The organism is Streptomyces durhamensis, assembly GCF_000725475.1.
GTDB classification, from domain to species: domain Bacteria; phylum Actinomycetota; class Actinomycetes; order Streptomycetales; family Streptomycetaceae; genus Streptomyces; species Streptomyces filipinensis.
This window is the reverse complement of sequence record NZ_JNXR01000021.1, coordinates 40,498-67,403: the sequence shown is the minus strand read 5'-3', so window position 1 is coordinate 67,403 and position 26,906 is coordinate 40,498. Positions and strand designations below refer to the sequence as shown.

Genomic DNA, 26,906 nt, shown 5'->3' with positions numbered 1-26,906 from the left:
CACGTTCGATACGGAGAGGACGGTCGGATGCCGGGCCGGGACGCACGATCGCTTGTCGACCATTTCCGCACGGTCTTCGGCGAGCACTCGCAGGAGCAGATCTTCCGGTTCCTCGTGGACGGCGAGGGTGAGCCGCAGCCCCTGGGCAACGCCGAGCTGGACCTGCGGGCCCGCACGATCGCCGCGGTGCTGCAGGAGCGCTTCCCCGCCGGGGAGCGGGCCCTGATCATGTGCCCGGCCGGACTGGACTACGTCACCTCGTTCTTCGCCTGCCTGTACGCCGACGTCGTCGCCGTGCCGGTCTACCCGCCGGACCCGGCGTTCCCGATGCGCACGCTGCCGCGGCTGACCGCCATCGTCGAGGACGCCGAGCCCGCCGTGGTCCTCGCGCCCGCCGCGACGATCGCCCTCGTCGACCGCTTCGCCGAGCACGCCCCGGCGCTGCGGGACATCGTCTGGATCGCCGTCGACGACCTCGACACCGCCGCCGCCGGCAACTGGCGCGAGCCCGGCACGGACCGCGACAGCCTCGCGTTCTTGCAGTACACCTCCGGCTCCACCAGCAGCCCCAAGGGCGTGATGGTCAGCCACGGCAACCTGATGCACAACATCTCGGAGATGAACCGGCAGTTCTTCGCCGGCGACCCGCACCAGCACATGGTGAGCTGGCTGCCGCCCTTCCACGACCTGGGCCTGATCATGGGCCTGCTCACCCCCGCCCACGGCGGGTACCCGGTGACCTTCATGTCGCCGTACTCGTTCCTGAAGCGGCCGCTGCGCTGGCTGCGCGCGATCTCCGACACCGGCGCCACCGCGAGCCCCGCCCCGAACTTCGCCTACGACCTCGCGGTGGCCAAGGTCACCGAACAGGACCGGCAGGGCCTGGACCTGAGCACCTGGCGCGTCGCCCTCAACGGCGCGGAGCCGGTGCGCAGGCAGACCATGGAGCGCTTCTCGCGCACCTTCGCCGAGTGCGGCTTCAGGCCCGCCACCCACGCCCCGTCCTACGGTCTGGCCGAGGCCACCTTGGTGGTCTCCACCGGGGACCCGGCCGCCGAGCCCGTCCACCGCGACCTGCGGCCCGCGGCGCTCCTGACGGGTGCCGCCGAGGACGCGGCCCCCGGCGAAGCGGCGCGCAACCTGCCCAGCTGCGGCGTCTCCCTCGACGACCAGCGTGTGGTCATCGTGGACCCGCACACCCGCGCCGCGCTGCCCGACGGCCGGGTCGGCGAGATATGGGTGTCGGGGCCGAGCGTCGCGCACGGCTACTGGCGCCGCCCCGAGGCCACCGAGGAGACCTTCCGGGCCCGCCTCGACACCGGGGAAGGAACGTTCCTTCGTACCGGTGACCTCGGGTTCGCCGACGGGGAGCAGCTCTACGTCACCGGCCGTATCAAGGACGTCGTCATCGTCGCCGGCCGCAACCACTACCCGCAGGACATCGAGCGCACCGTCGAGAGCGCCGCCCCGGGCCTGCGCCAGGGCTGCGGGGTGGCCGGCGCCCGCGAGATCGACGGCGAGGAACGGCTCATCGTCGTCCAGGAGTACCGCGGCAGCCGCTCGCCCGAGGACCGCGCCCACGTCATCGACGCGATACGCGCCGCGGTGGCCCGCGAGCACGGCCTGCAGGCGTACATCATCGCCCTGGCCCGCACCGGGACGGTGCCGAAGACCTCCAGCGGCAAGCTCCAGCGCGCCGCCTGCATCAGCGCCGTCCTCGACGGCACCTTCGAACCGCTGGCGCTGTGGCGGGCGGACGAGGCGCAGGCCGGCCCGGCGCCGCAGCAGGCGCCCGCGGCGCGGCGCGTACCAAAGGCCGTGGCGCGGCCTGACGCACCGGACGCCTCGACGATCGAGCGGTGGCTGCGCGAGGCGCTGGCCGCCGCGACCGGGCGGCACATCGACACCATCGACCCGCAGCTGCCGTTCGCCGGGTACGGGCTGCGGTCGGTGGAGCTGGTCGCGCTGGTCGGTGACCTGGAGGGCCGCCTCGGCATCCCGCTCGCCCCCGGCATCGTCTGGGAGTACCCCACCGCCGCCAAGCTCGCCGGCCACCTGGCCCAGGCGTCCGCCGGCCCCGCCGCGCCCACGGCCGCCGACGAGCCCGCCACCACCCTGACGGCCCCGGCGCCCGCCGCGGCTCCCGCAGCCGCGGACGTGCCCGGCGCAAACGAGCCGATCGCCGTCATCGGCATCGGCTGCCGCTTCCCCGGCGGCGTCGACGGCCCCGACAGCTTCTGGCAGCTGCTGAGCGAAGGCCGCGACGCGGTCACCGAGGTGCCCGCCGAGCGGTGGAGCACCGAGGAGTTCACCGACGAGGACCCCGCGGCCGCGGGCCGCACCAACAGCCGCTGGGGCGGTTTCGTCGACGGCGTCGACCGCTTCGACTCGGGCTTCTTCGGCATCTCGCAGGCGGAAGCCGCCCGGATGGACCCCCAGCAGCGGCTGCTCGCCGAGGTCTGCTTCGAGGCCCTGGAGAACGCGGGCGTGCCCACCGGGTCGCTGTCCGGCTCGCAGACCGGTGTGTTCGTCGGCATCTCCACCTTCGACTACGCCACCGGCCAGTTGGGCGACCTCGACGCCATCGACGCCTACACCGGCACCGGCAGCGCGCTGAGCATCGCCGCGAACCGCCTCTCCTACCTGCTGGACCTGCGCGGCCCGAGCATGGCCGTCGACTCCGCCTGCTCCTCCTCGCTGGTGGCGGTGCTGCAGGCGTGCGCGAGCCTGGAGCGGGGCGAGTGCGACCTGGCCGTCGCCGGCGGCGTCAACCTGGTGCTGTCCCCGGCCTTCGCCATCAACTTCAGCAAGGCCGGGGTGATGTCCGCCGACGGCCGCTGCAAGCCGTTCGACGCCCGCGCCGACGGCTACGTGCGCTCCGAGGGCGCCGGCGTGGTGATCCTCAAGCCGCTCAGCCGGGCCCTGGCCGACGGCGACCCCGTGCACGCCGTGATCCGCGGCGGCGCGGTGGGCCAGGACGGCGCGAGCAACGGGCTGATGGCGCCCAACCCGAAGGCCCAGGAGGCGGTGGTGCGCGCCGCCCATGCCAAGGCCGGGGTGCGCCCCGCCGACATCGGCTACGTGGAGGCCCACGGCACCGGCACCATCCTCGGCGACCCCATCGAGGCCAAGGCGCTCGGCGCGGTCCTCGGTGACGGCCGCTCCCCCGACCGGCCCTGCCTGATCGGCTCGGTCAAGTCCAACCTCGGTCACATGGAGGCCGCCGCGGGCATCGGCGGTCTGATCAAGGCCGCCCTCATGGTCCGCCACCGGATGGTGCCGCCGACCCTGCACTACCGCTCCCCCAACCCGCACATCCCCTTCGACGACCTGCCGCTGCGGGTCGCCGACACCCTCCAGCCGTGGCCCACCCCCGCCCCGGCCCTCGCGGGCGTCAGCTCCTTCGGTTTCGGCGGCACCAACGCCCACCTGGTGGTGGCGGAGCCGCCGCCGGCCGCCGGCACCCCCACCGTGTCCGAGGGCGCCGTGCTGCTGACCGTCTCCGCCCGCGACGAGCAGGCGCTGCGCGACCTGGCCGTCCGCTACGCGGACAAGCTCACCGACACCACGCCCGTCGCCGCCTTCGCCTGCGCCGCCGCCGTCCGGCGCACCCACCACGAGCACCGGCTGGCCTGCGTCGGCGGCTCGGCCGCCGAACTGCGCGGCGCGCTCGCCGCGTTCGGCCGCGGCGAGGACACCACCGGCCTCAGCTGCGGTGTGCGCCGGGCCGGCCGGCAGGCCAGGGCGGTGTTCGTCTTCTCCGGCCAGGGGCCGCGCTGGTGGCCGCTGGCCGCCGACCTGCTCATCGGTGACCTCGCCGGGGAGAAGGCCGTGCGCGCCGTCCTGGAGCGGGCCGACGCCCTGCTGCGCCGCCACACCGACTGGTCGCTGCTCGACCAGCTCACGGCCGACCCCGCCCGCTCCCGGCTGCTCGACACCGCCGTCGGCCAGCCCGCCCTGACCGCCGTCCAGATCGCGCTGGCCGGGCTGTGGCGCTCCTGGGGCATCGAACCCGCCGCCGTCGTCGGGCACAGCGTCGGCGAGATCGCCGCCGCCCACGTCGCCGGTGCGGTCTCCCTGGAGGACGCCCTGCTGATCGCCCTGCACCGCGGCACCGTCCTGCACGCCGCCACCGGCAAGGGCCGGATGGCCGTCGCGGGCGTCGGCCTGGACCAGGCCCACGCCCTGCTGGCCGAACGCGAACCGGGACCGGTGTGGGTCGCCGCCGCCAACAGCCCGCACTCCACCGTCTTCTCCGGCGAGGGCCCCGCCCTGGAGAAGTTCGCCAAGTCCCTGGCCGACGACGGCCTCTACTGCAAGATCCTGGAGTCCGTCGAGTTCGCCTCCCACTGCCCCCTGATGGAGCCCGTCGCCGCCGAACTGCGGCGCCAGCTGGCCCCCCTGCGGCCCCGCGCCGGCGCCATCGCGATGATCTCCACCGGCACCGGCGAGCCGGTTGCCGGAGACCGCCTGGACGCCGCGTACTGGGCGTCCAACCTCACCCGGCCGGTGCTGTTCGACACCGCCGTCACCGCGCTCGCCGACACCGGGCACAACGCGTTCGTCGAAATCTCGCCGCACCCGATGCTCACCGACGCCGTCACCGAGCGCCTGTCGTCCTACGACGGCGCCATCGCCGTCTCCTCGCTGCGCCGGGACCAGCCGGGCCGCGCCACCGTGCTCGCCGAACTCGGCCGCCTCTACAGCAGCGGCCACCCGATCGACTTCACCCGCGTCCACGGCCCCGCCGGCCCCATGGCCGACCTGCCCACCTACCCCTGGCAGCGCACCCGCAGCTGGCACGAGCAGCGGCCGGGGCGCCGGGCCGCGCACCGGGGCCACCCGGTCCTGCGCGAGCGGACCGCGTCGGCGCTGCCGCCGCACGCCGTGCACTGGTCGGCGCCCGTCGGCCTCGCCGAGTTCCCCTACCTGACCGATCACCAGGTGGGGGGCAGCCCCGTCCTGCCCGCCGCCCTGGTGCTGGACGCCGCACTGGCCGCGGCCCGCGCGCACCTCGGTGGCGGCGCCGCCCTGGCCGACGTCGCCTTCACCCGGCTCACCGTGGTACCCGAGCAGGCCGACGACACCACACTGCAGCTCGTCCTGCAGCCCGGCACCGCCGACACCGGCACGGTGCGGCTGTTCACCCGCGCCGGCGCCGACGCGCAGTGGAGCGAGGCCGCGCGGGCAAGCTTCGGCCGCGCCCCCTCCCGGGCCGGCGCCGAACCGCTCGGTGCCGTACGGGCGCGCTGCACCACCGCCGCCGCGGCCGCGGACCACTACGCCGCGCTGCGCCGCACCGGGCTGGCCTACGGGCCCGCGTTCCAGGGCATCGAGGAGCTGTGGCGGGGCCGGGCCGAGGCCGTCGCCCGGCTGCGCGAGCGGACCGCGCTGAGCGCCGACCGCGGCGAGCACCTGGTGCACCCGGCCGTGCTCGACAGCGCCCTGCAGGTCCTCAGCGCAGCCCTCGACGCGCAGGAGACGCCCTTGGAGGGCACGTACCTGCCGGTGGCCGTCGGCGCCTTCACCCTCTTCGCCGACGGCGGCGAACCCCGCTGGGCGCACGCCGCCGTCACCGCGCCGCAGCCCGGCGCCGAGACGATCACCGGCGCCCGTGTCGTCCTGTACGACGAGGCGGGCGGCGCCGTGGGCGAGGTCAGCGGCATCACCCTGCGGCGCCTGGACCGCGCCGAGGCCGCCGACCCGCTCGGCGAGGCGCTGCTCGAGATCGCCTGGCGCCCCGCCGCCGACTCCCCCGCCCCGCAGGGGCCGCCCGGCACCTGGCTGCTGTTCGCCGACACCGGCACCGCCGCCGCCGGCCTGGGCAGCGCCCTGCGCTCGCGCGGCGCCACCTGCCTGACCGTCACCGCCGGTGCCGCCTACCGCAAGGTCGACGCGGCGCACTACGAACTCGGCGCCGAGCGCGAGGACGTCGCCGCGCTGCTGGCCGACCTGGCCGCCGCGGGCGTCCGCCCGGACGGGATCGTCCACGCCTGGCCGCTGGACGCCGGCCTCGGCGAGGAGGAGGGCGGCGCCCGGCAGCTGTCCGCCGCCCACGACGCCGTCTGCCTGCCGGTGCTCCACCTCGTGCAGGAACTCGCCCGCGCCGGGCAGGACCCCGCGCCCCGCCTGGTCCTGCTCACCCGCGGTGCCCAGCGCGTCGTGGACGGCGACGAACTGGCCGTCGCGCAGGCGCCGCTGTGGGGTCTGGCCCGGGTGATCGGGCTGGAACACACCGAGCTGCGGACCACCGTCGTCGACCTGGACCCGGCCCGCCCGCCGGCCGAGAGTGCCCAGCTGCTCGCCGAAGTGCTGCGCCCCGGCGACGACGACCAGGTCGCCCTGCGGGCCGGTGCGCGGCTGACTCCCGCGCTGGAGCCCTGGACACCCGCCGGCCGCACGGCCGAGGACCACCGGCCCGCCTGGCCCTTCGACGCCGCGCGTGACGGCAACCACCAGCTGCTGGCCGCCCGCCCGGGCAGCCTGGCCAGCCTCCGCCCGACCTGGTGGCAGCGCACCGCGCCGGGTCCCGGCCAGGTCGAGATCGAGGTCAGCGCCGCGGGCCTGAACTTCAGCGACGTCCTCAAGGCTCTCGACTCCTACCCCGGCGCCGAAGGCGTCGTGCCGCTCGGCGCCGAGTGCGCCGGCCGGATCACCGCCGTGGGCGAGGGCGTCGGCGGGCACCGGGTCGGCGACCGGGTCATCGCCGCCGGACCCGGCAGCATGGCGGCCTTCATCACCCTGGACGAGGACCTGGTGGCCCCGGCCCCGCCGTCCCTGGACGACGAGCAGGCCGCCGCCGTGCCCATCGCGTTCCTGACCGCCGTGCACGGCCTGGAGCAGCTGGGCCGCCTGCGGGCGGGCGAGAGCGTGCTCATCCACTCCGCGACCGGCGGTGTCGGCCTCGCCGCGCTGCAGGTCGCCCGCCGCCGCGGCGCCCGGGTGTACGCCACCGCCGGCACCCCCGCCAAACGCGAGCTGCTGCGCGGCCTGGGCGTCGAGCACGTCATGGACTCGCGCACCCTCGACTTCGCCGACGAGATCATGGCGCTCACCGGCGGCCGCGGCGTCGACGTGGTCCTCAACTCCGCCTCCGGCGAGACGCTGGTGCGTTCCCTGGGGCTGCTCGCGCCCGGCGGGCGTTTCGTGGAGATCGGCAAGCGCGACATCTACGACAACAGCCACATCGGTCTGGAGTTCTTCAAGGACAACCGCGCCTTCCTCGCCGTGGACCTGGAACGCACCATCCGCGAGGAACCCGAACGGATCGCCGAGCTGTTCGCCGACGTCGTCCAGGGCTTCGACCGCGGCGACTTCACCGCGCTGCCCGTCACCGTCCACTCCTTCGGTGACGCCCCCGCCGCGTTCACCGCGATGGCCAAGGCCCGCCACACCGGCAAGCTCGTGCTGGTGCCGGCCGCCGGCGAAGTCGTCACCACCGCGGCGGGCGCCGCTCCGGTACGCCCCTTCGGCACCTACCTGATCACCGGCGGTCTCGGTGCGCTCGGCCTGCAGACCGCCCGCTACCTCGCCGAACGCGGCGCCCGCCACCTGGTCCTGGTCGGCCGCGCCGCCCCCGGCGCGGACGCCGAAGACGTCCTCGCCGAACTGCGCACGCGGGCCCAGGTGCTGGTCGTCGCCGCCGACGTGTCCGAACCGGACGCCGTCCGGGAGCTGCTGGCCCGCATCGACGACGGCCTGCCGCCGCTGGCGGGGATCGTGCACGCCGCGGGCATCCTCGACGACGGCCTGCTCACCGGCCTCGACGGGGACAGGTTCCGCAGCGTCGCGGGCCCCAAGTCGGCCGCGGCCTGGCACCTGCACCAGGCCACCCTCGAACGCGAGCTGGACTTCTTCGTCCTGTACTCCTCGGCCGCCGCCGTCCTCGGCTCGGCCAGCCAGGGCAACTACGCCGCCGCGAGCGCCTTCCTCGACACCCTGGCCCACCACCGGCGCTCGTGCGGCCTGCCCGCGCTGAGCATCAACTGGGGTCCCTGGTCGCAGATCGGCCTCGCCGCCCGCCCGGGCCGCGGCGCCACCCTGGCCGCCCGCGGCATCCAGAGCATCAGCCCCGAGCAGGGCATCGCCGCCCTCGACCGGATCCTGAGCGGGGGCGCCACCCAGGTGTGCGTGCTGCCGGTGGACCGCGACACGCTCCGCGACCACCCCGGCCACGGCCTGCTGCGCACCCTCCTCGACGAGCCCGGCGAGGACACCGGGAGCGGGGCGGGAGCACGCCAGGAGGTACGCCGGCTGATGCTCGCGGTCGAACCCGGCCGCCGCCGCAGGGCCGTGCTGAGCGAGCACTGCCGGGCGGCCGCCGCCGGCCTTTTGGGCACGGACCCCGCCAGGATCGACACCAGCGCCCCTCTCAGCAGCATGGGCTTCGACTCGCTGCTCTCCCTGGAGCTGCGCAAGTCCCTGGAGTCCTCGCTGCACATCCAGCTGCCCTCCACCGTCACCTGGCGCTTCCCGACCGTCGACGCCCTGGTGCCGTACCTGGCCGACCGCATGGAGATCGAGCTGGAGCCCGGCCAGGCGGCGGACGGCGACCGGGCCGGCACACCCGCCGCGCCCGCTGTGACGGTGCCGGCGCCGGCCCCCCGCGACGGTGCGGGCCCGCCCGCCGCGGACGGCCCGCCGGACCTCGACGCGATGTCCGCCGCGCAACTCGAGGCACTCCTGATGGCCAAGACCACACAGATCGACGAGGGGGACCAGCGATGACACCGGGACAGGATCTGGTAGCGGCCGACACGCTCAAACGCGCCTACCTGACGATGGACCGCCTCCAGCGCCAGGTCGAGGAGTACGAGCGGGCCCGCAGCGAACCCATCGCCATCGTGGGTGCCGGCTGCCGGCTGCCCGGCGGCGTCACCGACACCGCCTCCTACTGGCGGCTGCTGGCCGAGGGCACCGACGCCGTGGGCGACATCCCCCGCGGACGGTGGGACCACGAGGCGTTCTACGACGAGGAGGCCGGCAAGCCGGGGAAGATCTACACCCGCTCCGGCGCGTTCCTCGACGACCTGGAGCTGTTCGACCACGACTTCTTCGGGATCTCCCAGCGCGAGGCCGTGGCGATGGACCCGGCCCAGCGGCTGAGCCTGACGGTGTGCTGGGAGGCGCTGGAGAACGCCGGCCAGGCCCCCTCAAGCCTGGCGGGCAGCCGCACCGGTGTGTTCATGGGCGCCGCCTCCTGGGACTACATCACCGCCCAACTGCGCCACCCCGACGACGTCAGCGCCTACACCAGTTCCGGCGCCGCCCAGTCCTTCATACCGGCCCGCATCGCCTACCTCCTCGATCTGCGCGGCCCCAACCTCACCGTCGACAGCGCCTGCTCCGCCTCGCTGCTGGCCGTCCACCAGGCGTGCCAGAGCCTGCGCCTGGGAGAGTGCGACATGGCGCTGGCCGGCGGCGTCAACGTGGTGCTGTCGCCGCTGCTGATGATCTCCCAGTCGCAGTTCGGCTCGGTCTCCCGGCAGGGCCGCGCCATGACGTTCTCCGACAGCGCCGACGGCTACGTGCGCGGCGAGGGCTGCGGCGTCGTCGTCCTCAAGCGGCTCTCCGACGCCCTGCGCGACCAGGACCGCGTCCTGGCCGTCGTACGCGGCGGCGCGGTCAACCAGGACGGCCGCAGCGCCGGCATCACCGCGCCCAACGGCGCGGCCCAGCGCGATGTGTTCCGCCGCGCCCTGGCCGCCGCCGGGGTGGAGGCCGACCAGGTCGGCTACATCGAGACGCACGGCACCGGCACCCGCCTGGGCGACCCCATCGAGGCCGAGGCCCTGGCCGACGTCTACGGCCGCGGCCACGGCTCGCCGGTCTACCTCGGCGCCGTCAAGACCAACATCGGTCACCTGGAGGCGGCCGCCGGCATCGCCGGTCTGATCAAGGCCGCACTGTGCCTGGAGCGCGCCCAGATCCCGCCGAACCTGCACTTCTCCCGGCTGAACTCCAACATCTCCTTCGACGGCACCACCTTCCAGGTGCCCACCCGCCTCACCCCGTGGCCGCAGGGCCCCGGCCGCCGCACGGCCGCGGTGAGCAGCTTCGGGCTGAGCGGCACCAACGTCCACCTGATTGTGGAGCAGGCCCCCTCCCTGCCCGCGCCGCCCGCCCCGGACGAGCGCAGGCCCGCCTCCGTCCTGGCGCTGTCCGCCCGCAGCGAGAGCGCCCTGGCCGCCCTCGCCGGCCGCTACGCCGAGCGGCTGGCCGGCGACGACGACGCCTCGCTGGCGGACCTGTGCCACGCGGCGGGCACCGGGCGTTCCCACTTCCGCCACCGGCTGGCCGCCGTCGGCGCCACCCGCCAGGAGGTCGCCGCCCAGCTCGCCTCCTTCGCCCGCGGTGAGGACGGCCCCGGCCGGGTGCAGGGCGAGGCCGACAGCACCGAGGTCGTCTTCCTGTTCACCGGCCAGGGCGCCCAGCGCCCCGGCATGGCCCGCGGCCTGTACGACACGCAGCCCACCTTCCGGCGCGCCGTCGACGCGTGCGCCGAGATCCTGCGCCCGCTGCTCCCGCGGCCGCTGCTGTCCGTGCTGTTCCCCGACGACCCCGACGACGGGCAGGTCAACGACACCGCCTACGCCCAGCCCGCCACCTTCGTCGTCGAGTACGCGATGGCCCAGCTGTGGCGTTCGTGGGGCATCACGCCCGCGGCCGTCCTCGGCCACAGCTTCGGCGAGTGCGTCGCGGCCTGTGTGGCGGGCGCGATGTCGCTGGAGGACGGCCTGGCCTTCGCGGTGGAACGCGCCCGTGTCATCCAGGAGTTCTCGCTGCCCGGGACCATGGCCGCGGTCTTCGCCTCCGAGGAGGAGGTCGCCGCCGAGATCGCCGCGCACCCCGGCCGGATCGCCGTCGCCGCGGTCAACGGCCCGGCGAACATCGCGATCTCCGGTGAGCGTGACGCCGTCGAGGCCGTGTGCGCCGCGTTCAGCGCCCGCGGGGTGAAGGCCAAGCAGCTGCACATCGCCTCCGCCGGGCACTCCCCCCTGATGGACCCCGTCCTGGAGCCGCTGCGCCGCGCCGCGCACAAGCTGACCTTCCGTGCCCCGCGCATCCCCCTGGTCTCCAACGTCACCGGTGAGCTGTGGCCGTGGGACCAGGCGCCGGACCCGGACTACTGGTGCCGGCACGTGCGGGGCACCGTGCGGTTCGCCGACGGCGTGCAGACCCTGCGCTCCATGGGCTACCGCACCTTCGTCGAGGTGGGCCCCGCTCCCACCCTGCTGGGGGTGATCAGCGACAGTCTGCCGCCCGGCCACGACGACCTGCTGCTGCCCAGCCTGCGGCCCAAGCAGGACGACTGGGAGGTGCTGCTGCCCACGGTCGCCGCGCTGTACGCGGCCGGCGCGCCGGTCGACTGGGCCGGCTTCGACCGTGATTACACCCGTGTCGGCGTGCCGCTGCCCACCTACCCCTTCGACCCGGTGCGCTGCTGGCAGCCCCCGCGTCCTTGGGACGGCACCGCCCCGGCCGTCGCCGACGACGCGGACGCCGGGGCCGGCGAAGCGGCGGGCTCGCGCACCCGGCCGGCCCGCTCCGCCCGCCGTGCCTCGCGCACCCGGCGCCGTGCCAGCCGCATCCCCACCGCCGCCGAGCTGCTGGAGCTGGGCGAGTCCGAGCGCCTGGACACCCTGTGCACCCAGTTCGTGCTCAGCGTGCAGGACGTCCTGGGCTCCGCCTCCACCCGCATCGGCGTGGACGAGCCGCTGACCGGCTTCGGGCTGGACTCCCTCATGGCCGTGGAGTTGCGCAACGAGATCCAGAGCCGGCTCGGCCTGACCCTGCAGATCACCGACTTCCTGGGCGGCGCGACCATCGCCAGCGTCGCCAGGAGCATCGTCAAGAAGCTGGCCGCGACCGGCGGACCCTCCTTGACGGGCACCGTGCACGACGGCTCCGGGGCTCCCGCTGCGATCCAGCGGATGCCCCGGGCCGCCGATGCCGCCAAGGCCCTGCTGGACGAACTGACCGGTTCCGTCGCATCCGTGCCCACAGCGGAGGAAGGCTCGTGACCGACGACCTCGCCCAGCGGCTGGCCGCGCTCACGCCCGAAGAGCGTGCCCGTTTCGAGGCCCTGCTCGCAAAGCGCCCGGCCGAGGACACCTTCCCGCTGGCCGTCCTGCAGCGCGGCACCTGGTTCCTCGAACAGCTGCGGCCCCGCAACCCCGGCTACATCGTGCCCGGCGCGGTCCGCGTCGAAGGCCCCCTCGACACCGGCCTGCTGCGTGCCGCCGTCGCCGAGATCGTCCGCCGCCACGAGGCGCTGCGCACCACGTTCCAGTCGCGTGCGGGCACCCCCGTCCAGGTCGTCCACCAGCAGGTGGCCGTCGACGTCCCCGAGACCGATCTCAGCGGCCCGCACCACACCGACGCCGACCGGAAGCGGTGGATCGACGAGGCCCTGGCCGAACCCTTCGACATCGCCACCGGCCCGCTGCTGCGGGTCCGGCTGCTGCGCACCGGCCGCGACCGGTCCGTGCTCGTCGTCGCGATGCACCACCTCGTCTCCGACCGCTGGTCCCTCGCGGTGTTCCTGAACGAACTGTCCGAGCTGTACGAGGCCTTCGCCGCCGGCCGGCCCTCACCGCTGCCCGAACTGGCGGTCCAGTACGGTGACTTCGCCTCCTGGCAGCACCAGCAGCTCGATGACGGCGGCTGGCGGCAGGGCCTGGCGTACTGGCGCGAGCACCTCGCCGGCGCCCCCGCCGTCCTGGACCTGCCCACCGACCGGCCCCGTCCGCCCGTGCAGGGCTTCAACGGCGGCTCCGTCCCCGTCGACCTGCCGCCCGCCCTGGTCGGGGAGCTGGCGGCGCTGGCCGGCCGGCACGGCGCCACCCCGTACATGGCACTGCTCGCCGTCTTCCAGATCCTGCTCCACCGCTACAGCGGCCAGGACGACATCGTCGTCGGCGTGCCCACCGCGCTGCGCGGGCACGCCGAGGTCGAGCCGCTCATCGGCTACTTCGTCAACACCCTGCCCATCAGGGCCGAACTGTCCGGCGATCTGGGGTTCGAGGCGGTCCTGGCCCGTGTCCGCGACGCCTGCCTGGGCGCGTACGCCCACCAGGACGTCCCCTTCGAGCTGATCGTCGCCGACCTCAACACCGCCCGTGACCTCAGCCGTCCGCCGGTGTACCAGGTCAGTTTCAGTTACGGCAGGGAACCGGTGCCCACCCTCGCCATGGCCGGTGCCCGGCTGACCCGGCTCCCGGTGCGCAGTGTCGGCGCCCGCTTCGATCTGGAACTGCAGGCGTTCGACACCGACGGCGGGGTGACCGGCTGGTTCGAGTACGACCGTGACCTCTTCGACGAGGCCACCATCGTCCGCCTCGCCGCTCACTTCCGCCGCCTGGTCGAGCAGGTCGTGGTGCGTCCCGAGGCGCCCGTGGGCGACCTGGACCTCCTGGACGCGGCAGAGCACCGGCGCATCGTCGAGGAGTGGAACGCCACCGAACGGCAGTGGCCCGGCGGCCTGGTGCACGAGATCATCGAGGAGCAGGTGCGCCGCACCCCGGGCGGTGAGGCCGTCCGCTACGACGGCGTGTGCCTGACGTATGCCGAGCTCAACGAGCGGGCCAACCGCCTCGCCCACCTGCTGCGTGCCCGCGGGGTGGGCCCGGACGGCCTGGTCGGTGTCGCCATGGAACGCTCGCTCGATCTCGTCGTCGCCCTCCTGGCCGTCCTCAAGGCCGGCGGGGCGTACGTCCCCTTCGACACCGCTCTGCCGCCCGCCCGGCTGGCCGCCATGGCCGAGGACGCCCGGCCGGCCGTGGTACTCACCCATGGTGCGCAGGCCGGCGCGCTGCCCGAACTGGACTGCCCCGTCCTGCGGCTGGAGGACCTGGCCGCGGAGCTGGCCGGGCAGTGTCCGACGAATCCGGGTGTCGCCGTGGACGGCGAGGATCTGGCGTACGTCATCTTCACCTCCGGCTCGACGGGCCGGCCCAAGGGCGTGATGAACGTCCACGCGGCCCTGCGCAACCGGTTGTTGTGGATGCAGGACGCCTACGCTCTGGATGCCACCGACCGGGTGCTGCAGAAGACGCCGTTCTCCTTCGACGTGTCGGTGTGGGAGTTCTTCTGGCCGCTGATGTGCGGCGCCACGCTGGTCATGGCGCGGCCCGGCGGGCACCGCGACAGCGCCTACCTGGCCGCTGCGATCGCCGCCGAGCAGATCACCACGGTCCACTTCGTGCCGTCGATGCTGCAGCTGTTCCTGGCCGAGCCGGCCGAGCAGTCGGCCGGTCTGCGCCGCGTCTTTTGCAGCGGCGAGGAACTGCCCCGCGACCTGCACGACCGCTTCCTGGACCTGCACCGGGCCGAGCTGCACAACCTGTACGGGCCCACCGAGGCCGCCATCGACGTCACCTTCTGGCACTGCCGCCCGCAGGGCGACGATCCGCGGCCGGTGCCCATCGGCCGGCCCATCGCCAACACCCGTATGTACGTCCTGGACCGCAACGGCCGTCCCGTCCCGGCCGGTGTCCCCGGTGAACTGTGCATCGGCGGGCGGAATCTGGCCCGCGGCTACCTGAACCGCCCGGAGCTGACCGCCGAGCGCTTCACGGACGACCCGTTCGTCGCCGGGGCCCGTATCTACCGCACCGGTGACCTCGCCCGCTACCGCGCCGACGGGGTTCTGGAGTTCCTCGGCCGCCTGGACCACCAGGTCAAGCTTCGCGGCCAGCGCCTGGAACTCGGGGAGATCGAGGCCGTGCTGAGCCGGCACCCGGCGGTGCGTGAAGCGGTCGTCATCGCCCGCGAGCACTCCCTGGGGGACGTCCGCCTGGCCGCCTACGTCACCGCCGCCGACGGCAAAGCGCCCACGGCCGGGCAGCTGGCCGCGCACCTGCGCGAGCACCTGCCCGAGTACATGATCCCGGCCTCCTTCACGGTGCTCGACGCCCTGCCGCTGACCCCCAGCGGCAAGACCGACCGCAAGGCGCTGCCCGAGCCGCAGTACGACCGCCCCGACCTGACGACCCGCTTCGTCGCCCCCCAGGACGGCCTGGAGCAGGAGCTCGCCCTCATGTGGCGCGCCCTGCTGGGCGTCGAGCGCGTCGGGCTGCGGGACAACTTCTTCGACCTGGGCGGGCATTCGCTGCTGATGGCCGAGTTCCGGACCCGGCTGGCCGCCGCGCTCGGCCACGACCTGAGCATGGTCGAGCTCTTCCAGCACCCCACGATCGAGTCCCTCGCCGCCTTCCTCGGCGGCTCGGACAGCGGGCCCGGGGCCGCCGCGCACGGCGCCCGGCAGCGCGCACAGAACCGACGTCAGTCCCGTAACCGGCGGCAACAGGCGGCCGAACGCCGGGCTTCCTCTCGCGGAGACAGGTGATCCACGTGTCACAGCCACACCACGACCAGGTCCGGGCCCAGGCGCCGGAACAGGACCAGGACCTCGATCGCGTCGCCATCATCGGGATGGCGGGCCGCTTCCCCGGCGCGGGCGATGTGGACAGCTTCTGGACCAACCTCGCGCAGGGACGCGAGGGCATCACCGTCTCGTCCGACGAGGAACTCGCCGCCTGCGGCGTCGACCCCGCCCTGATCGCCCGGGACGACTACGTCGGGGCCAAGGGCGTGCTGGAGGGCGCGGACCTGTTCGACGAGGGCTTCTTCGGCTACAGCCCGCGCGAGGCCGAGCTGTTGGACCCCCAGCACCGGGTCTTCCTCGAATGCGCCTGGCACGCCCTGGAGTCCGCCGGAATCGACCCGACGCGCTTCAGCGGCCGCATCGGTGTCTTCGCGGGCGCGGGCCTGAACACGTATCTGCTGTTCAACCTCATGAACAACCAGCAGGTCCTGGACTCCTCGGGCATGTACCAGGTGATGCTGGCCTCCGACAAGGACTTCCTGGCCACGCGCGCCGCGTACAAGCTGGACCTGACGGGTCCGGCGGTCACCGTCCAGACGGCCTGCTCCACGTCGCTGAGCGCGGTGCACCTGGCCTGCCAGAGCCTGATCAACGGCGAGTGCGACATCGCGCTGGCCGGGGGTGTGTCGGTGAGCTCGCCGCTGCGCGGCGGCTACCAGTACGAGCCGGGCGGCATCCTGTCCCCGGAGGGCACCTGCCGTGCCTTCGACGCCGACGCCGAGGGCACCGTGCCCGGCAACGGGGTCGGCCTCGTCGTCCTGCGCCGCCTCGCCGACGCGCGTGCCGACGGCGACAGCGTGGATGCGGTCGTCCTGGCCAGTGCGGTCAACAACGACGGTTCCCTGAAGGCCGGTTACACCGCGCCGAGTGTCGACGGGCAGGCCGACGTCGTCGCCGAGGCGCTGGCCCTGGCCGACGTCGACCCGGCCAGTGTCGGCTTCGTGGAGACCCATGGCACCGGCACCCCGCTGGGGGATCCCATCGAGATCGCCGCGCTCACCCGCGCCTACCGTGCGGGCACCGACGCCCGGGGCACGTGCGCGATCGGCTCGGTCAAGAGCAACGTCGGTCACCTCGACGCCGCCGCCGGTGTCACCGGCCTGATCAAGGCGGTGCTCGCCCTCAAGCACGAGGCGATCCCGCCCACCTTGCACTGGGAGCGGCCCAACCCCGGCCTGCAGCTGGAGAGCAGCCCGTTCTACGTGAACACCGAACTGCGCGCCTGGCCGCGCCAGGGCGAGCCGCGCCGGGCCGGCGTCAGCTCCTTCGGGATCGGCGGCACGAACGTCCACGTCATCCTGGAGGAGGCGCCCGCCGAGCAGCCGAAGGAACCCGCCGGCGCCCGGGCCGGGGCCCCGGCCCGGCTGCTGCCGCTGTCCGCGAAGTCCGCGCCCGCGCTGGCCGAGGCGGCCGCGCTGCTGGCCGACCATCTGGAAGCCGACGACGGCGTCTGCCTTGACGCCGTCGCCCACACGCTGGCTCAGCGCCGTGCCCCCTTCGACCACCGCGGCACGGTCGTCGCCCGCACCGCCGGCGAGGCCGTCGCCGCGCTGCGCCGCCTGGCGCAGGGCCCGGCCCCGGCCCCGGCCGCCGCGACCGGCGACGCCCCGGTCGCGTTCCTCTTCCCCGGGCAGGGCGCCCAGTATCCCGGCATGGCCCGCGACCTGTACGCCCAAGGGGGTGTCTTCGCCGCCGAGTTCGACCGCTGCGCGCAGCTGTTCGACGCGTATGTGGCAGATGACCTGCGCGCCCTGGTGCTCGGTGCGGACGACCCGGCGGCCGCCGACCGGCTGCGGCAGACCCGGCTCGCCCAACCGGCGCTGTTCTGCGTGGAGTTCGCCCTGGCCCGGCTGTGGCAGTCGTGGGGTGTCCAGCCGCGCGCCATGGTCGGCCACAGCATCGGCGAGTACGTGGCCGCCTGCCTGGCGGGCGTGTTCTCGCTGGAGGACGCGGTACGTCTGGTCGCCGCACGCGGCCGGCTGGTCCAGCAGATGCCGCACGGCGCCATGCTCAGCGTCTTCCTGCCCGAGGAGGAGGTCGCCGCCCGGCTCGGCGACGGCCTGGCGCTGGCCGCCGTCAACTCCACGGCGCTGAGCGTGGTCTCCGGCTCCCCGCAGGCCGTCGACGCCCTCCAGCAGCGGCTCACGGACGAGGGCGTGGGCTGCCGCCGTCTGCACACCTCGCACGCTTTCCACTCGCCCGACATGGACGGCGCCGTCGGCCCGTTCGTCGACGAGGTCCGCACCATCGCGCTGCGGCCCCCGGCGATCCCGTTCCTGTCGAACGTCACCGGCACCTGGATCACCGCCGAGCAGGCGACCAGCCCCGAGTACTGGGGCGCGCATCTGCGCCGGCCGGTGCGGTTCAGCGACGCCCTCGACGTGCTGCTCGCCGACCCCGGGCTCGTCCTGCTGGAGGTGGGCCCCGGCCAGAACCTGGCCAACTTCGCCCGCGCCCATGCTCGGTGGACGGCGCACCGCAGGGTCGTCGGTTCCCTGCGCCACCCCGGCGAGCACGTCGCGGACGACGCCCACCTGCTGGCGGGCCTCGGGGCGGCATGGAGCGCCGGTGTCGCCGTCGAGTGGACGGCAGTCCAGGGCCCGGGCCGGCACCGCCCGGTGCGGCTGCCCGGCTACCCGTTCCAGCGGCGCCGCTACTGGGTCGAGCCCGCCGCACGGCCGAGTGCCTCGCAGCCCGCCGTCGCCACCGCGGACGGCTGGTTCTACACTCCCGGCTGGCAGCGGCTCGCCCTGCCCGCCGCGGCCGCCGGCAGCGGGGACACCTGGGTCGTCCTCGGTGCCGGGCTTCCCCTCGCGGACACCCTTGCCGCGCGGCTGGCGGCGGGCGGCGACCGCGTCGTGCGGGTCGGCGCGGGCACCGCCCTGGAGCACAGCGGTGAGGACTCCTGGAGCCTGGATCCCGCCGACCGGGACCATCTGTGCGCGCTCGTCCGGTCCCTGGCCGTGCCCCCCACCGCGGCCGGGGACGGGCGGCGCATCCGCTTCGTGCACCTGTGGAGCACCACCGGGGACAGCGCGGACGGCACGCCCGCCCGGGAGCGGCTGGAGGCCGCGCGCCGGGGCGGCTTCGACAGCCTGATCGCCCTCGCCCAGGCGCTGGGCGCGCAGCGGCTGCCGGCCCCGGTCACCGTCGACGTGCTGTGCCGCGGCGTGTACGACGTCACCGGCGAGGAGCCGCTGCTGCCCGAGCACGCGCTGCTGCTGGGCGCGGCCACGGTGATCCCGCAGGAGACCTCCAACACCGCCTGCCGGGTCCTGGACGTGACGGGCACGGACATGAACGCCCCGGCCGAGGACGCGGTCCGCGCCGTGCTCGCTGCGCTCGCCGCGCACACCGGGGCCGAGCTCGCCCTGCGCGGGCGGCACTGGTGGGTGCGCGGCTTCGACCGGGTGGAGTGGGCCGATGCGGCCGCCGGCGGCGAGCGCACCGGGCTGCGCGACGGCGGCGTCTACCTCATCACCGGCGGTCTCGGCGGCATCGGTCTCGCGCTCGCCGAGCAGATCGCGGCCACGGCCGAGCGGCCGGTCCTGGGTCTGCTGGGCCGCTCAGGTTTCCCGGCGCCCGCCGAGTGGGACGCCCACCTCGCCGCCCATGACGGCACCGACGCCACCAGCGTGCGGATCCGGCGGCTGCGGCGGCTGGGCTCGCTCGGCGCCCGCGTCGTGGTGCTGCAGGCCGATGTCACCGACGAGGAGCAGATGCGGCGCGCCGTGGGCGAGTTGCGGGCGGCGGGCGGCGGGCTCAACGGTGTCGTGCACGCCGCCGGAGTGCCCTCCCAGGGCATGATCGTCACCAAGTCCCCGGCCGACGCCGGTCAGGTCCTGGCCGCCAAGACGCACGGACTGCTCGTCCTGGACGCGGTCTGCGGCGCGGACGATGTGGACTTCATGCTGCTGTGCTCGTCGGTGACCGCCGTCCTGGGCGGTCCCGGGCAGAGCGACTACGCCGCCGCCAACGCCTTCCTGGACGCGTGGGCGCAGTACAAGCGCCGCGAGAGCGGGCTGCCGGTCACCGCCGTGGGCTGGGACACCTGGCGCGACGTCGGTATGGCGGCCGGGCTCGGCTCCCGCTTCGGCCTGGATGCCGGCACCCCGCTCACCGGGCACCCGCTGCTGCGGCGTCTGGTGCGCTCCACGCCCACGTCCCGTACGTACACGACGGTGTTCAGTACCGAGGAGAGCTGGATCGTCGCCGATCACCGCATCCAGGAGCACGGCCTCGTGCCGGGCACCGCCTATCTCGAACTGGTGCGGGCCGCCGTCGCCGAGCAGGCCGCCGGGCGGGACATCGAGATCGGTGACGTGCAGTACATGATCCCGGTCGTCGTTCCCGACGGGCAAAGCCGCGAGGTGTTCACCACCATCGAGGAGCGCGAGGGCCGCTGGCACTTCGCCGTGCAGAGCCGGGCCGGGACGGGCGGGGCGGTGACCTGGACCGACCATGCGCGCGGCACCGTCGACTTCCACGATCCCGCGCCCCGAACGGTGCGGGATCTGGCCGAGCTGCGCGCCCGCTGCGCGGTGACGGAGGTCCTCGACACGGACGAGTCGATCAAGCTCGGGCTGCGTCTGGACCGGTTCGAGAAGGGCGGCCCGATCGAGTTCTCCTTCGGGCCGCGCTGGAAGTGCATGCGGGAGATCCTGGTCGGTCCTGAGCGGGTGATGGCGACGCTGCGGCTCGACGAGGAGTTCCACGGCGACCTGGAGCACTACCTGCTGCATCCGGCGCTGCTCGACGCGGCCGGCGGCACCGCCCGGGTCCACGCGCCCGACACGTACTACCTGCCCTTCAGCTACCGCAGTCTGCGTGTCTTCGGCGGCCTGACCGGCACCGTGCACGCGTATGTCGAGGTGAAGGGGGCGGCGGACTCCGCGGGCGAGACCAGTACCTGCGACATCGAGATCCTCGACCCGGACGGCCGGCTGCTGGCCCGGATCGGTGACTTCACCATCAAGCGGATCAACGACCTGGAGGGCCTGCGCGAGCAGATCGTGCGTGCCGCCCAGGCGCCCGCGCAGGACGCGGCGGGCGCCGGGCAGGAGCGTCCCGGCGGGGTGCTGCGCACCCTGGCCGAGGGGATCACCGAGCAGCAGGGCCAGGACGTCTTCGCCCGGCTGCTCGCCGCCCCCGCCCTGCCCGCTCATCTCGTGGTCTCGCACCGGGACTTCACGGCGGTGCGCGAGCTGGCCCGCTCGCTGACGCCCGCGCTGCTGGAGCGGGAGATGCAGCAGCTCGCGCCGCCGGCCGGCAGTCATCCCCGCCCGGAGCTGGACACGCCCTACCTCGCGCCGCGCGGGGAGCGCGAGCGGGAGGTCGCCGAGGTCTGGCAGGAGATCCTGGGTCTGGACCGGGTCGGTGCCCAGGACGACTTCTTCGCGCTGGGCGGCCACTCGCTGGCCGCGGTACAGATCGGCACCCGCCTGAAGAACCGCCTGGGCGTGGAGCTCGACCTGCGGGCCTTCTTCGAGCGGCCCACCGTCGCGCACACCGCGCAGCTGCTGGAGGCGGGCCCGGGGGCGGCGGCGGATGCGGAGAACACCATCGAGGTGCTCAGCCGTGACGATACGCAGCCGGACCCGGACGCGCTCGCGGACCTGTCCGACGACGAGGTGGAGGCGGAACTGCGCCGTCTGCTCGCGGCGCAGGACCAGGAGGGCGTGGCATGAGCGGGCTCGCGCCGGTGGCGCTGGTGGCGGGCGGCTCACGCGGGATCGGCCGCGCGGTGGCGCTGCGCCTGGCACAAGACGGCTTCGACGTGGCGGTGTGCTACGCCTCGAACGCGGCCGCCGCGCACAGCCTGGAGGAGGAGATCGGTGCGCTGGGCCGGCGCGCGTACGTGCGCCGGAGCGATGTCGGCGACAGCGCCGCGGTCCAGGAACTCATCGACGGTGTCGAGGACGCCCTCGGGCCCGTCGCGGCGGTGGTCACCTCGGCCGCCGTGCTGCGCGACGGTCCGCTGGCGGCGATGGAGGACGAGGACTGGGCCGAGGTCCAGCGGGTCAATCTCGACGGCACGTACTACGTGTGCCGGACCGTCATCAACGGCATGATCGAGCGCAGGAGCGGGGCGATCGTGACGATGTCCTCCATCGCCGGTCTGTACGGCAACGCGGGGCAGACCAACTACGCCGCGTCCAAGGCCGGGATCGTCGGGTTCACCAAGTCCCTGGCCCGTGAGGTAGGCCGGTACGGGATCCGGGCGAACGTGGTCGTGCCCGGTTTCGTCGCCACCGATCCGGTCATGGACCTGCCGGCCGAGGTGCGTGAGCGGTTCACGCAGCGCATCCCGCTGGGGCGGTTCGGCGAGCCGGACGAGGTCGCCGACCTGGTCTCGTTCCTGCTCTCGGACAGGGCGGCGTACATCACCGGCACGACTTTCCAGATCGACGGCGGTGTGGCCGTCTGACGGGACGGACACCACGGCACCCGGGGGGACGAACCTTGCAGATCCAGGCTGATACGCAACGCTGCGTCGGCGCGGGCATGTGCGCGCTGACGGCGCCCGCGCTCTTCGACCAGTGCGATCACGACGGGACCGTCGTGCTGCTGGGGGCCGGTGTGTGCGGGCCGGAGGCCGCCGACGCCGCGCGTGCGGCGGTGGCGCACTGCCCCTCGGGTGCCCTGTCCCTGACCGACTGACCGCCTTGAGGCGGCGCCCGCGCCGCGGTGAGCCACCGTGAGACGAAGGAGTAACACCCATGCGCAACCCATGGTTTGCCCAGGCAGAGCCGCAGGACGAGGCCGGGGTCCGCCTGTTTTGCCTGCCGTACGCGGGCGGCAGCGCGTCGGCGTACCGGGCCTGGCGGGATCTGGCTCCCGAGCATGTCCGGGTGTATCCGCTGGAGCTTCCCGGCCGCGGCGCCCGCTGGGGGGAGACACCGGTCGCGAGGATGGAGTCGATCACCGGGATGCTGGCCGACGCCCTGGCGGGGTACCTGGATCGGCCTTATGCGCTGTTCGGCCACAGCATGGGTGCCCTGATCGCCTTCGAGCTGGCCCGGACCCTGCGCGGGCGGGGTGTCGCGCAGCCGGTGCACCTGTTCGTCTCCGGCTCGGCCGCTCCGGACCTGCCGCGCACCCGGCGGCCGATCCATGCGGCGCCGGACGCCGATGTGCTTGAGGAGCTGCGGTTCCTCGGCGGTACGCCGGCCGAGCTGTTGGACGATCCCGGGCTGATGGAGCTGGTACTGCCCGCGCTGCGTGCGGACTTCTCGCTGCTGGAGACCTACCGGTACCAGGCGCAACCGCCGCTGGGGATGCCGTTGACGGTGTTCGGCGGCGACGCCGACCCGCTGGTGGCGCACGGCAGGCTGCACCGGTGGCTGCGCCACAGCGGTGCCGCAGCGCGGCTGGTCGTGCTTCCCGGCGAGCACTTCTTCGTGCACTCGGCGGTGGCCGACGTGATGGCGACGATCGCCGGCGCCCTGGCCGCGCAGGCGCCCGGGGCCCGTCCCCCCGTGCCCCGGGGCGTGGCCTGACGCCCGGGGCCGCCCCCGCGGCGCGCCGCTTGTTCGAACGTGCCCCTTGTGAACGTGACCTTCTGGAGGACTCGTGACCGTCACCGGCAGCCGGATACTCTCCCTCGCCCACCACCAGCCGACGCGTGTGCTCACCAACGACGATCTCGCCGCCCTGGTGGACACCTCCGACGCGTGGATCCGATCCCGGGTGGGCATCGCCACGCGTCACATCGCCGCCGAGGACGAGAGCGTCGCCGACATGGCGGCCGGTGCCGCCGCCAAGGCCGTGGCCCGGGCCGGGGTGGACGCCGCCGGCATCGACCTGGTGATCGTCGCGACCTGCACCGCCGTGGACCGCATGCCCAGCATCGCCGCCCGGGTCGCCCGCCACCTGGAGGTCCCCGCCGCGGCCGTCTTCGACCTCAACGCCGCCTGTGCGGGTTTCAGTTACGCGCTGGCCACCGCCGATCTGGCCGTGCGCGGCGGCAGCAGCCGTACCGCGCTGGTCGTCGGTGCGGACAAGATGAGCGATTTCCTGGACTGGCAGGACCGTTCCACCTGCGTCATCTTCGGTGACGGTGCCGGTGCGGCGGTCGTGGTGGCCACCGAGGGCGGCACGGCCGGTGGCGTGGGTCCGGTGGTGTGGGGCTCACAGCCGCAGCGCGGCTCGGCGATCACCCTGCAGACCTCCGGTCCGGCCGGTCCGCCCGCCCTGTTCCGGCAGGACGGGCACGTCGTCTACCGCTGGGCGGTGACCTCTTTGGCCCCGGTGGCCCGCCAGGCCTGTCAGCGGGCCGGCATCGACCCCTCCCAGCTGGCCGCGGTGGTCACGCACCAGGCGAATCTGCGGATCATCGAGGCCGTGACCAAGCAGCTGGGCGCCACGGGCGCGGTCGTGGCGCGCGATGTGGTCGATTCCGGCAACACCTCCGCCGCGAGCGTCCCCATGGCCCTGTCCAAGCTCGTGGAGCGCGCCGAGGTGCCCAGCGGTGCCCCCGTGCTCCTGCTGGGTTTCGGTGCGGGCCTGTCGTACGCGGCCCAGGTGGTCGCCTGCCCGTGACGGGCCCGGTCTTTTCACCGAAAGCGGCAGCTGCTTTTCCCAGCGCATGGTGAAGAACGAATATTGACGGCTTTTCTGCGGGTGGGACATCTTTTTCGTGTCGTCCTCGCGCGGCAGGGCTGATTGAGGAATTCCTTCGGACATGAGGAGTTGACCCGTGGCGGAGCAGGTGTGGATCGCCGGGGTGGGGATGACGAAATTCGCCCGCCACACCGACCGTGACGTGCCGCATCTGGCGGCCGAGGCGGTCCGGGACGCGCTGGCCGACGCCGGTCTTGAGCGGCGCGATGTGCAGGCGGCGTTCTTCGGCAGCACCACCCAGGGTGCGCTCCAGGGGCAGTTGATGGTGGGTGGCCAGATCGCGCTGCGCGGTATGGGGTTCGAGCGGATTCCGATGTTCAACGTCGAGAACGCGTGTGCCACCGGTGCCACGGCCTTGCACCTGGCGGTCAGTCAGGTCCGGGCGGGCGGTGCGGACATCGCGTTGGCGGTCGGCGCGGAGAAGATGAACGTGGCCGACCGTGACCGGGCGATGGCGGTCTTCAACGGCGCCTACGACGTGTCGGATCCGGCCGCTCTGACGGCGGCGCTGACCGCGCTGGGCGGTGCGGCCGATGACGCCCACGTCGGTGAGCGCAGCATCTTCATGGACATCTACGCGGCCATGGCGCGCGCGCACATGCGTCGTTTCGGTACCACGCAGCGGCAGATCGCCGCGGTCGCGGCCAAGAACCACCGGCACTCGGTGCACAACGACAAGGCGCAGCACCGAAAGGAGTTCAGCGTCGAGGAGGTGCTGTCGGCCCGTGCGCTGTCGTTTCCGCTCACGGTGCCGATGTGTGCGCCGCTGACCGACGGGGCGGCGGCGGTGGTGGTGTGCGGGCGCGGCGGGCTGCGGCGGCTGGCCGCGCGCGGGCGCGGCGTGCGGGTGCTGGCGAGTGTGGTCGGTACGGGTGTGGCACATCCGCTTGAGGCGTGGGAGCAGCACATCGGCAGGCTGCTGGCACTGCGGGCCTATGAGCAGGCGGGTGTGGGCCCCAAGGACGTCGATGTGGCCGAGCTGCACGACGCCACGGCGTTCGGGGAGATCCAGCAGAGCGAACTGCTCGGCCTGTGCGAGCCGGGCGCCGGCGGTGCGGCGGCGGAGGCGGGGGTGACCGCGCTGGGCGGGCGGCTGCCCGTCAACCCGTCGGGTGGTCTGGAGTCCAGGGGGCATCCGCTGGGGGCGACCGGTCTGGCCCAGGTGTACGAGCTGGTGTGCCAGCTGCGGGCGGAGGCGGGTGTGCGGCAGGTGCCCGGTGCGCGGATCGCGGTCGCGGAGAACGGCGGCGGGTTCTATGCCGGTGAGGAAGCGGTCGCGGCGGTCACGGTGCTGGGGGCATGATGGCGATCATCGACTTCTTCGACCGGGGGTGGCGGCACAGCCCGCAGGCGGTCGCCTATGTGTCCGGTGGGCAGTCCTGGACGTTCGGTGAGGCGGGGCGGCTGTCGTGCCGGATCGCGCACGCCCTGCTGCGCTCGGGCCTCGCCCGGGAGGCCAAGGCCGGTGTGCTGTCCCCGAACGACGCGCGGGCCTGGATCAGTGTGCTGGGCATCTGGCGGGCCGGCCTGGCCTGGGTGCCGCTGAACCCGACCACTCCCCCGGGCGACCTGCGGCGTGTGATCGACGCGTTCGACTGCGAGGTGCTGTTCTTCCCCCGCTCGATGGCGCAGATGGTGGCCGAGCTGGCGCCGTCGCTGCCGAAGGTGGCGCACTATGTGTGTCTGGACGGTGAGGCGGTGGGGGCACGGTCGCTGGAGGAGTGGACGGCCCGCCTGCCCGACACCAGGCCCGCTGTGCGCTATGAGATGGACGACGTGGTGGCGATCTCGTCCACCGGCGGGACGACCGGTGCGCCCAAGGGTGTGATGAACACGCACCGGTCCCTGTCGACGTGTCTGGCCCATCTGATGATGGCGTTCCAGTACCGCGGTGACGAGGCGATCGTCGACCTGGCGGCGCTGCCCATGACCCACGCGTCGGGTGTGATCAGCCTGGCCGCCACCGCGCGCGGCGGCACGGTGGTCCTTCTTCCCAGGGCCGATCCGGAGGCGATCGTCGACGCGATCGAGCGGTACCGCGTCACCGAGCTCTTCCTGGCGCCCACGGTCGTCTACCGGCTGATGGAGACGCCGGGGCTCGCGCGCCGCGACCTGTCGTGCCTGCGCTATCTGCTCTACGCCGCGGCCCCGATGTCGGCCGAGAAGCTACGGCGTGCCATCGCCCTGTTCGGCCCGGTCATGATGGAGTGCTACGGGCAGGTGGAGGCGTTCGCCGGGGTGTGTTTCATGCGGCCCGAGGAGCACATGGCCGACGGCAGGGTGGCCCCCGACTCCCGGCTGGCGTCGTGCGGGCGTCCCTACCCGCTGGTCGCCGTGGAGATCCAGGACGAAAAGGGGCGCGCGGTTCCCGCGGGGCGGTCCGGGGAGATCTGCGTGCGCGGGGATCTGGTCATGAAGGGCTACTACGCGGCGCCCGAGAAGACGGCCGAGACCATCGTCGACGGATGGCTGCACACCGGTGACATCGGCCATCTCGACGCGGACGGCTATCTGTTCATCACCGACCGCAAGAAGGACATGATCATCTCTGGGGGGCTGAACATCTACCCCAGTGAGATCGAGCAGGTGATCTGGGCTCACCCGGGCGTGCAGGACTGTGCCGTCATCGGTGTGCCGCACGAGGACTGGGGTGAGGCGGTCACCGCGGTGGTCGAGCCCAACCCGGGTGCGCGGATCGGCGGCGAGGAGCTGATCGCGTGGTGCAAGCAGACGCTGGGCAGCATCCGGGCGCCCAAGCTGGTGGAGTTCGTCGACTCGCTGCCGCGCAGCGCCAACGGCAAGGTGCTCAAGCGCACCCTGCGCGAGCGGTACTGGGCCGGGCGGGCCCGGCAGGTGTGAAGGCGGGCGGCCGAGACGCCCCGTCACCCGTGCGGAA

General features: G+C 73.9%; 10 protein-coding genes. All 10 read left to right on the top strand.

What is annotated here, in order from left to right; translation table 11 throughout:
* The first annotated feature begins 27 nt into the window (after positions 1–27).
* The 10 genes from IO33_RS0129710 (at position 28) to IO33_RS0129665 (ending at position 26,869) form a co-directional block, all read left to right on the top strand.
* On the top strand, positions 28–8,727 hold the full coding sequence (locus IO33_RS0129710) for a type I polyketide synthase (protein ID WP_037686276.1): 8,700 nt from the start codon (positions 28–30) through the stop codon (positions 8,725–8,727).
* Positions 8,724–12,023, top strand: a complete 3,300-nt coding sequence (locus tag IO33_RS0129705; protein WP_037686273.1) for a type I polyketide synthase — start codon at positions 8,724–8,726, stop codon at positions 12,021–12,023. The genes IO33_RS0129710 and IO33_RS0129705 overlap by 4 nt, the downstream gene beginning before the upstream one ends.
* Positions 12,020–15,349 carry a non-ribosomal peptide synthetase gene (locus IO33_RS0129700; protein ID WP_031170592.1) on the top strand — a complete coding sequence of 1,110 codons (3,330 nt, stop codon included), beginning with the start codon at positions 12,020–12,022 and terminating at the stop codon, positions 15,347–15,349. Before IO33_RS0129705 ends, IO33_RS0129700 begins: the two co-directional genes overlap by 4 nt.
* Positions 15,350–15,354: 5 nt before the next feature.
* The gene (locus tag IO33_RS0129695; RefSeq protein ID WP_245235917.1) at positions 15,355–21,075 is read left to right on the top strand and encodes a type I polyketide synthase; all 5,721 of its coding nucleotides are present in this window, start codon (positions 15,355–15,357) and stop codon (positions 21,073–21,075) included.
* Positions 21,072–21,815: a 3-oxoacyl-ACP reductase FabG gene (fabG, locus tag IO33_RS0129690; protein ID WP_031170588.1), complete on the top strand. Its 744-nt coding sequence runs from the start codon at positions 21,072–21,074 to the stop codon at positions 21,813–21,815. The genes IO33_RS0129695 and fabG overlap by 4 nt, the downstream gene beginning before the upstream one ends.
* Positions 21,816–21,850: 35 nt before the next feature.
* Positions 21,851–22,048, top strand: a complete 198-nt coding sequence (locus IO33_RS0129685) for a ferredoxin (RefSeq protein ID WP_031170586.1) — start codon at positions 21,851–21,853, stop codon at positions 22,046–22,048.
* Between the two features lie 59 nt (positions 22,049–22,107).
* Entirely contained in the window at positions 22,108–22,887 is a 780-nt protein-coding gene (locus IO33_RS0129680; protein WP_031170584.1) for a thioesterase II family protein, read from the top strand.
* 73 nt (positions 22,888–22,960) lie between these two features.
* Positions 22,961–23,929, top strand: coding sequence for a beta-ketoacyl-ACP synthase III (locus IO33_RS0129675; RefSeq protein ID WP_031170582.1), 969 nt, complete (start codon positions 22,961–22,963; stop codon positions 23,927–23,929).
* Between the two features lie 157 nt (positions 23,930–24,086).
* Entirely contained in the window at positions 24,087–25,313 is a 1,227-nt protein-coding gene (locus IO33_RS0129670; protein WP_031170580.1) for a thiolase family protein, read from the top strand.
* Entirely contained in the window at positions 25,310–26,869 is a 1,560-nt protein-coding gene (locus IO33_RS0129665; RefSeq protein ID WP_209438935.1) for a class I adenylate-forming enzyme family protein, read from the top strand. The genes IO33_RS0129670 and IO33_RS0129665 overlap by 4 nt, the downstream gene beginning before the upstream one ends.
* Positions 26,870–26,906: the final 37 nt, after the last annotated feature.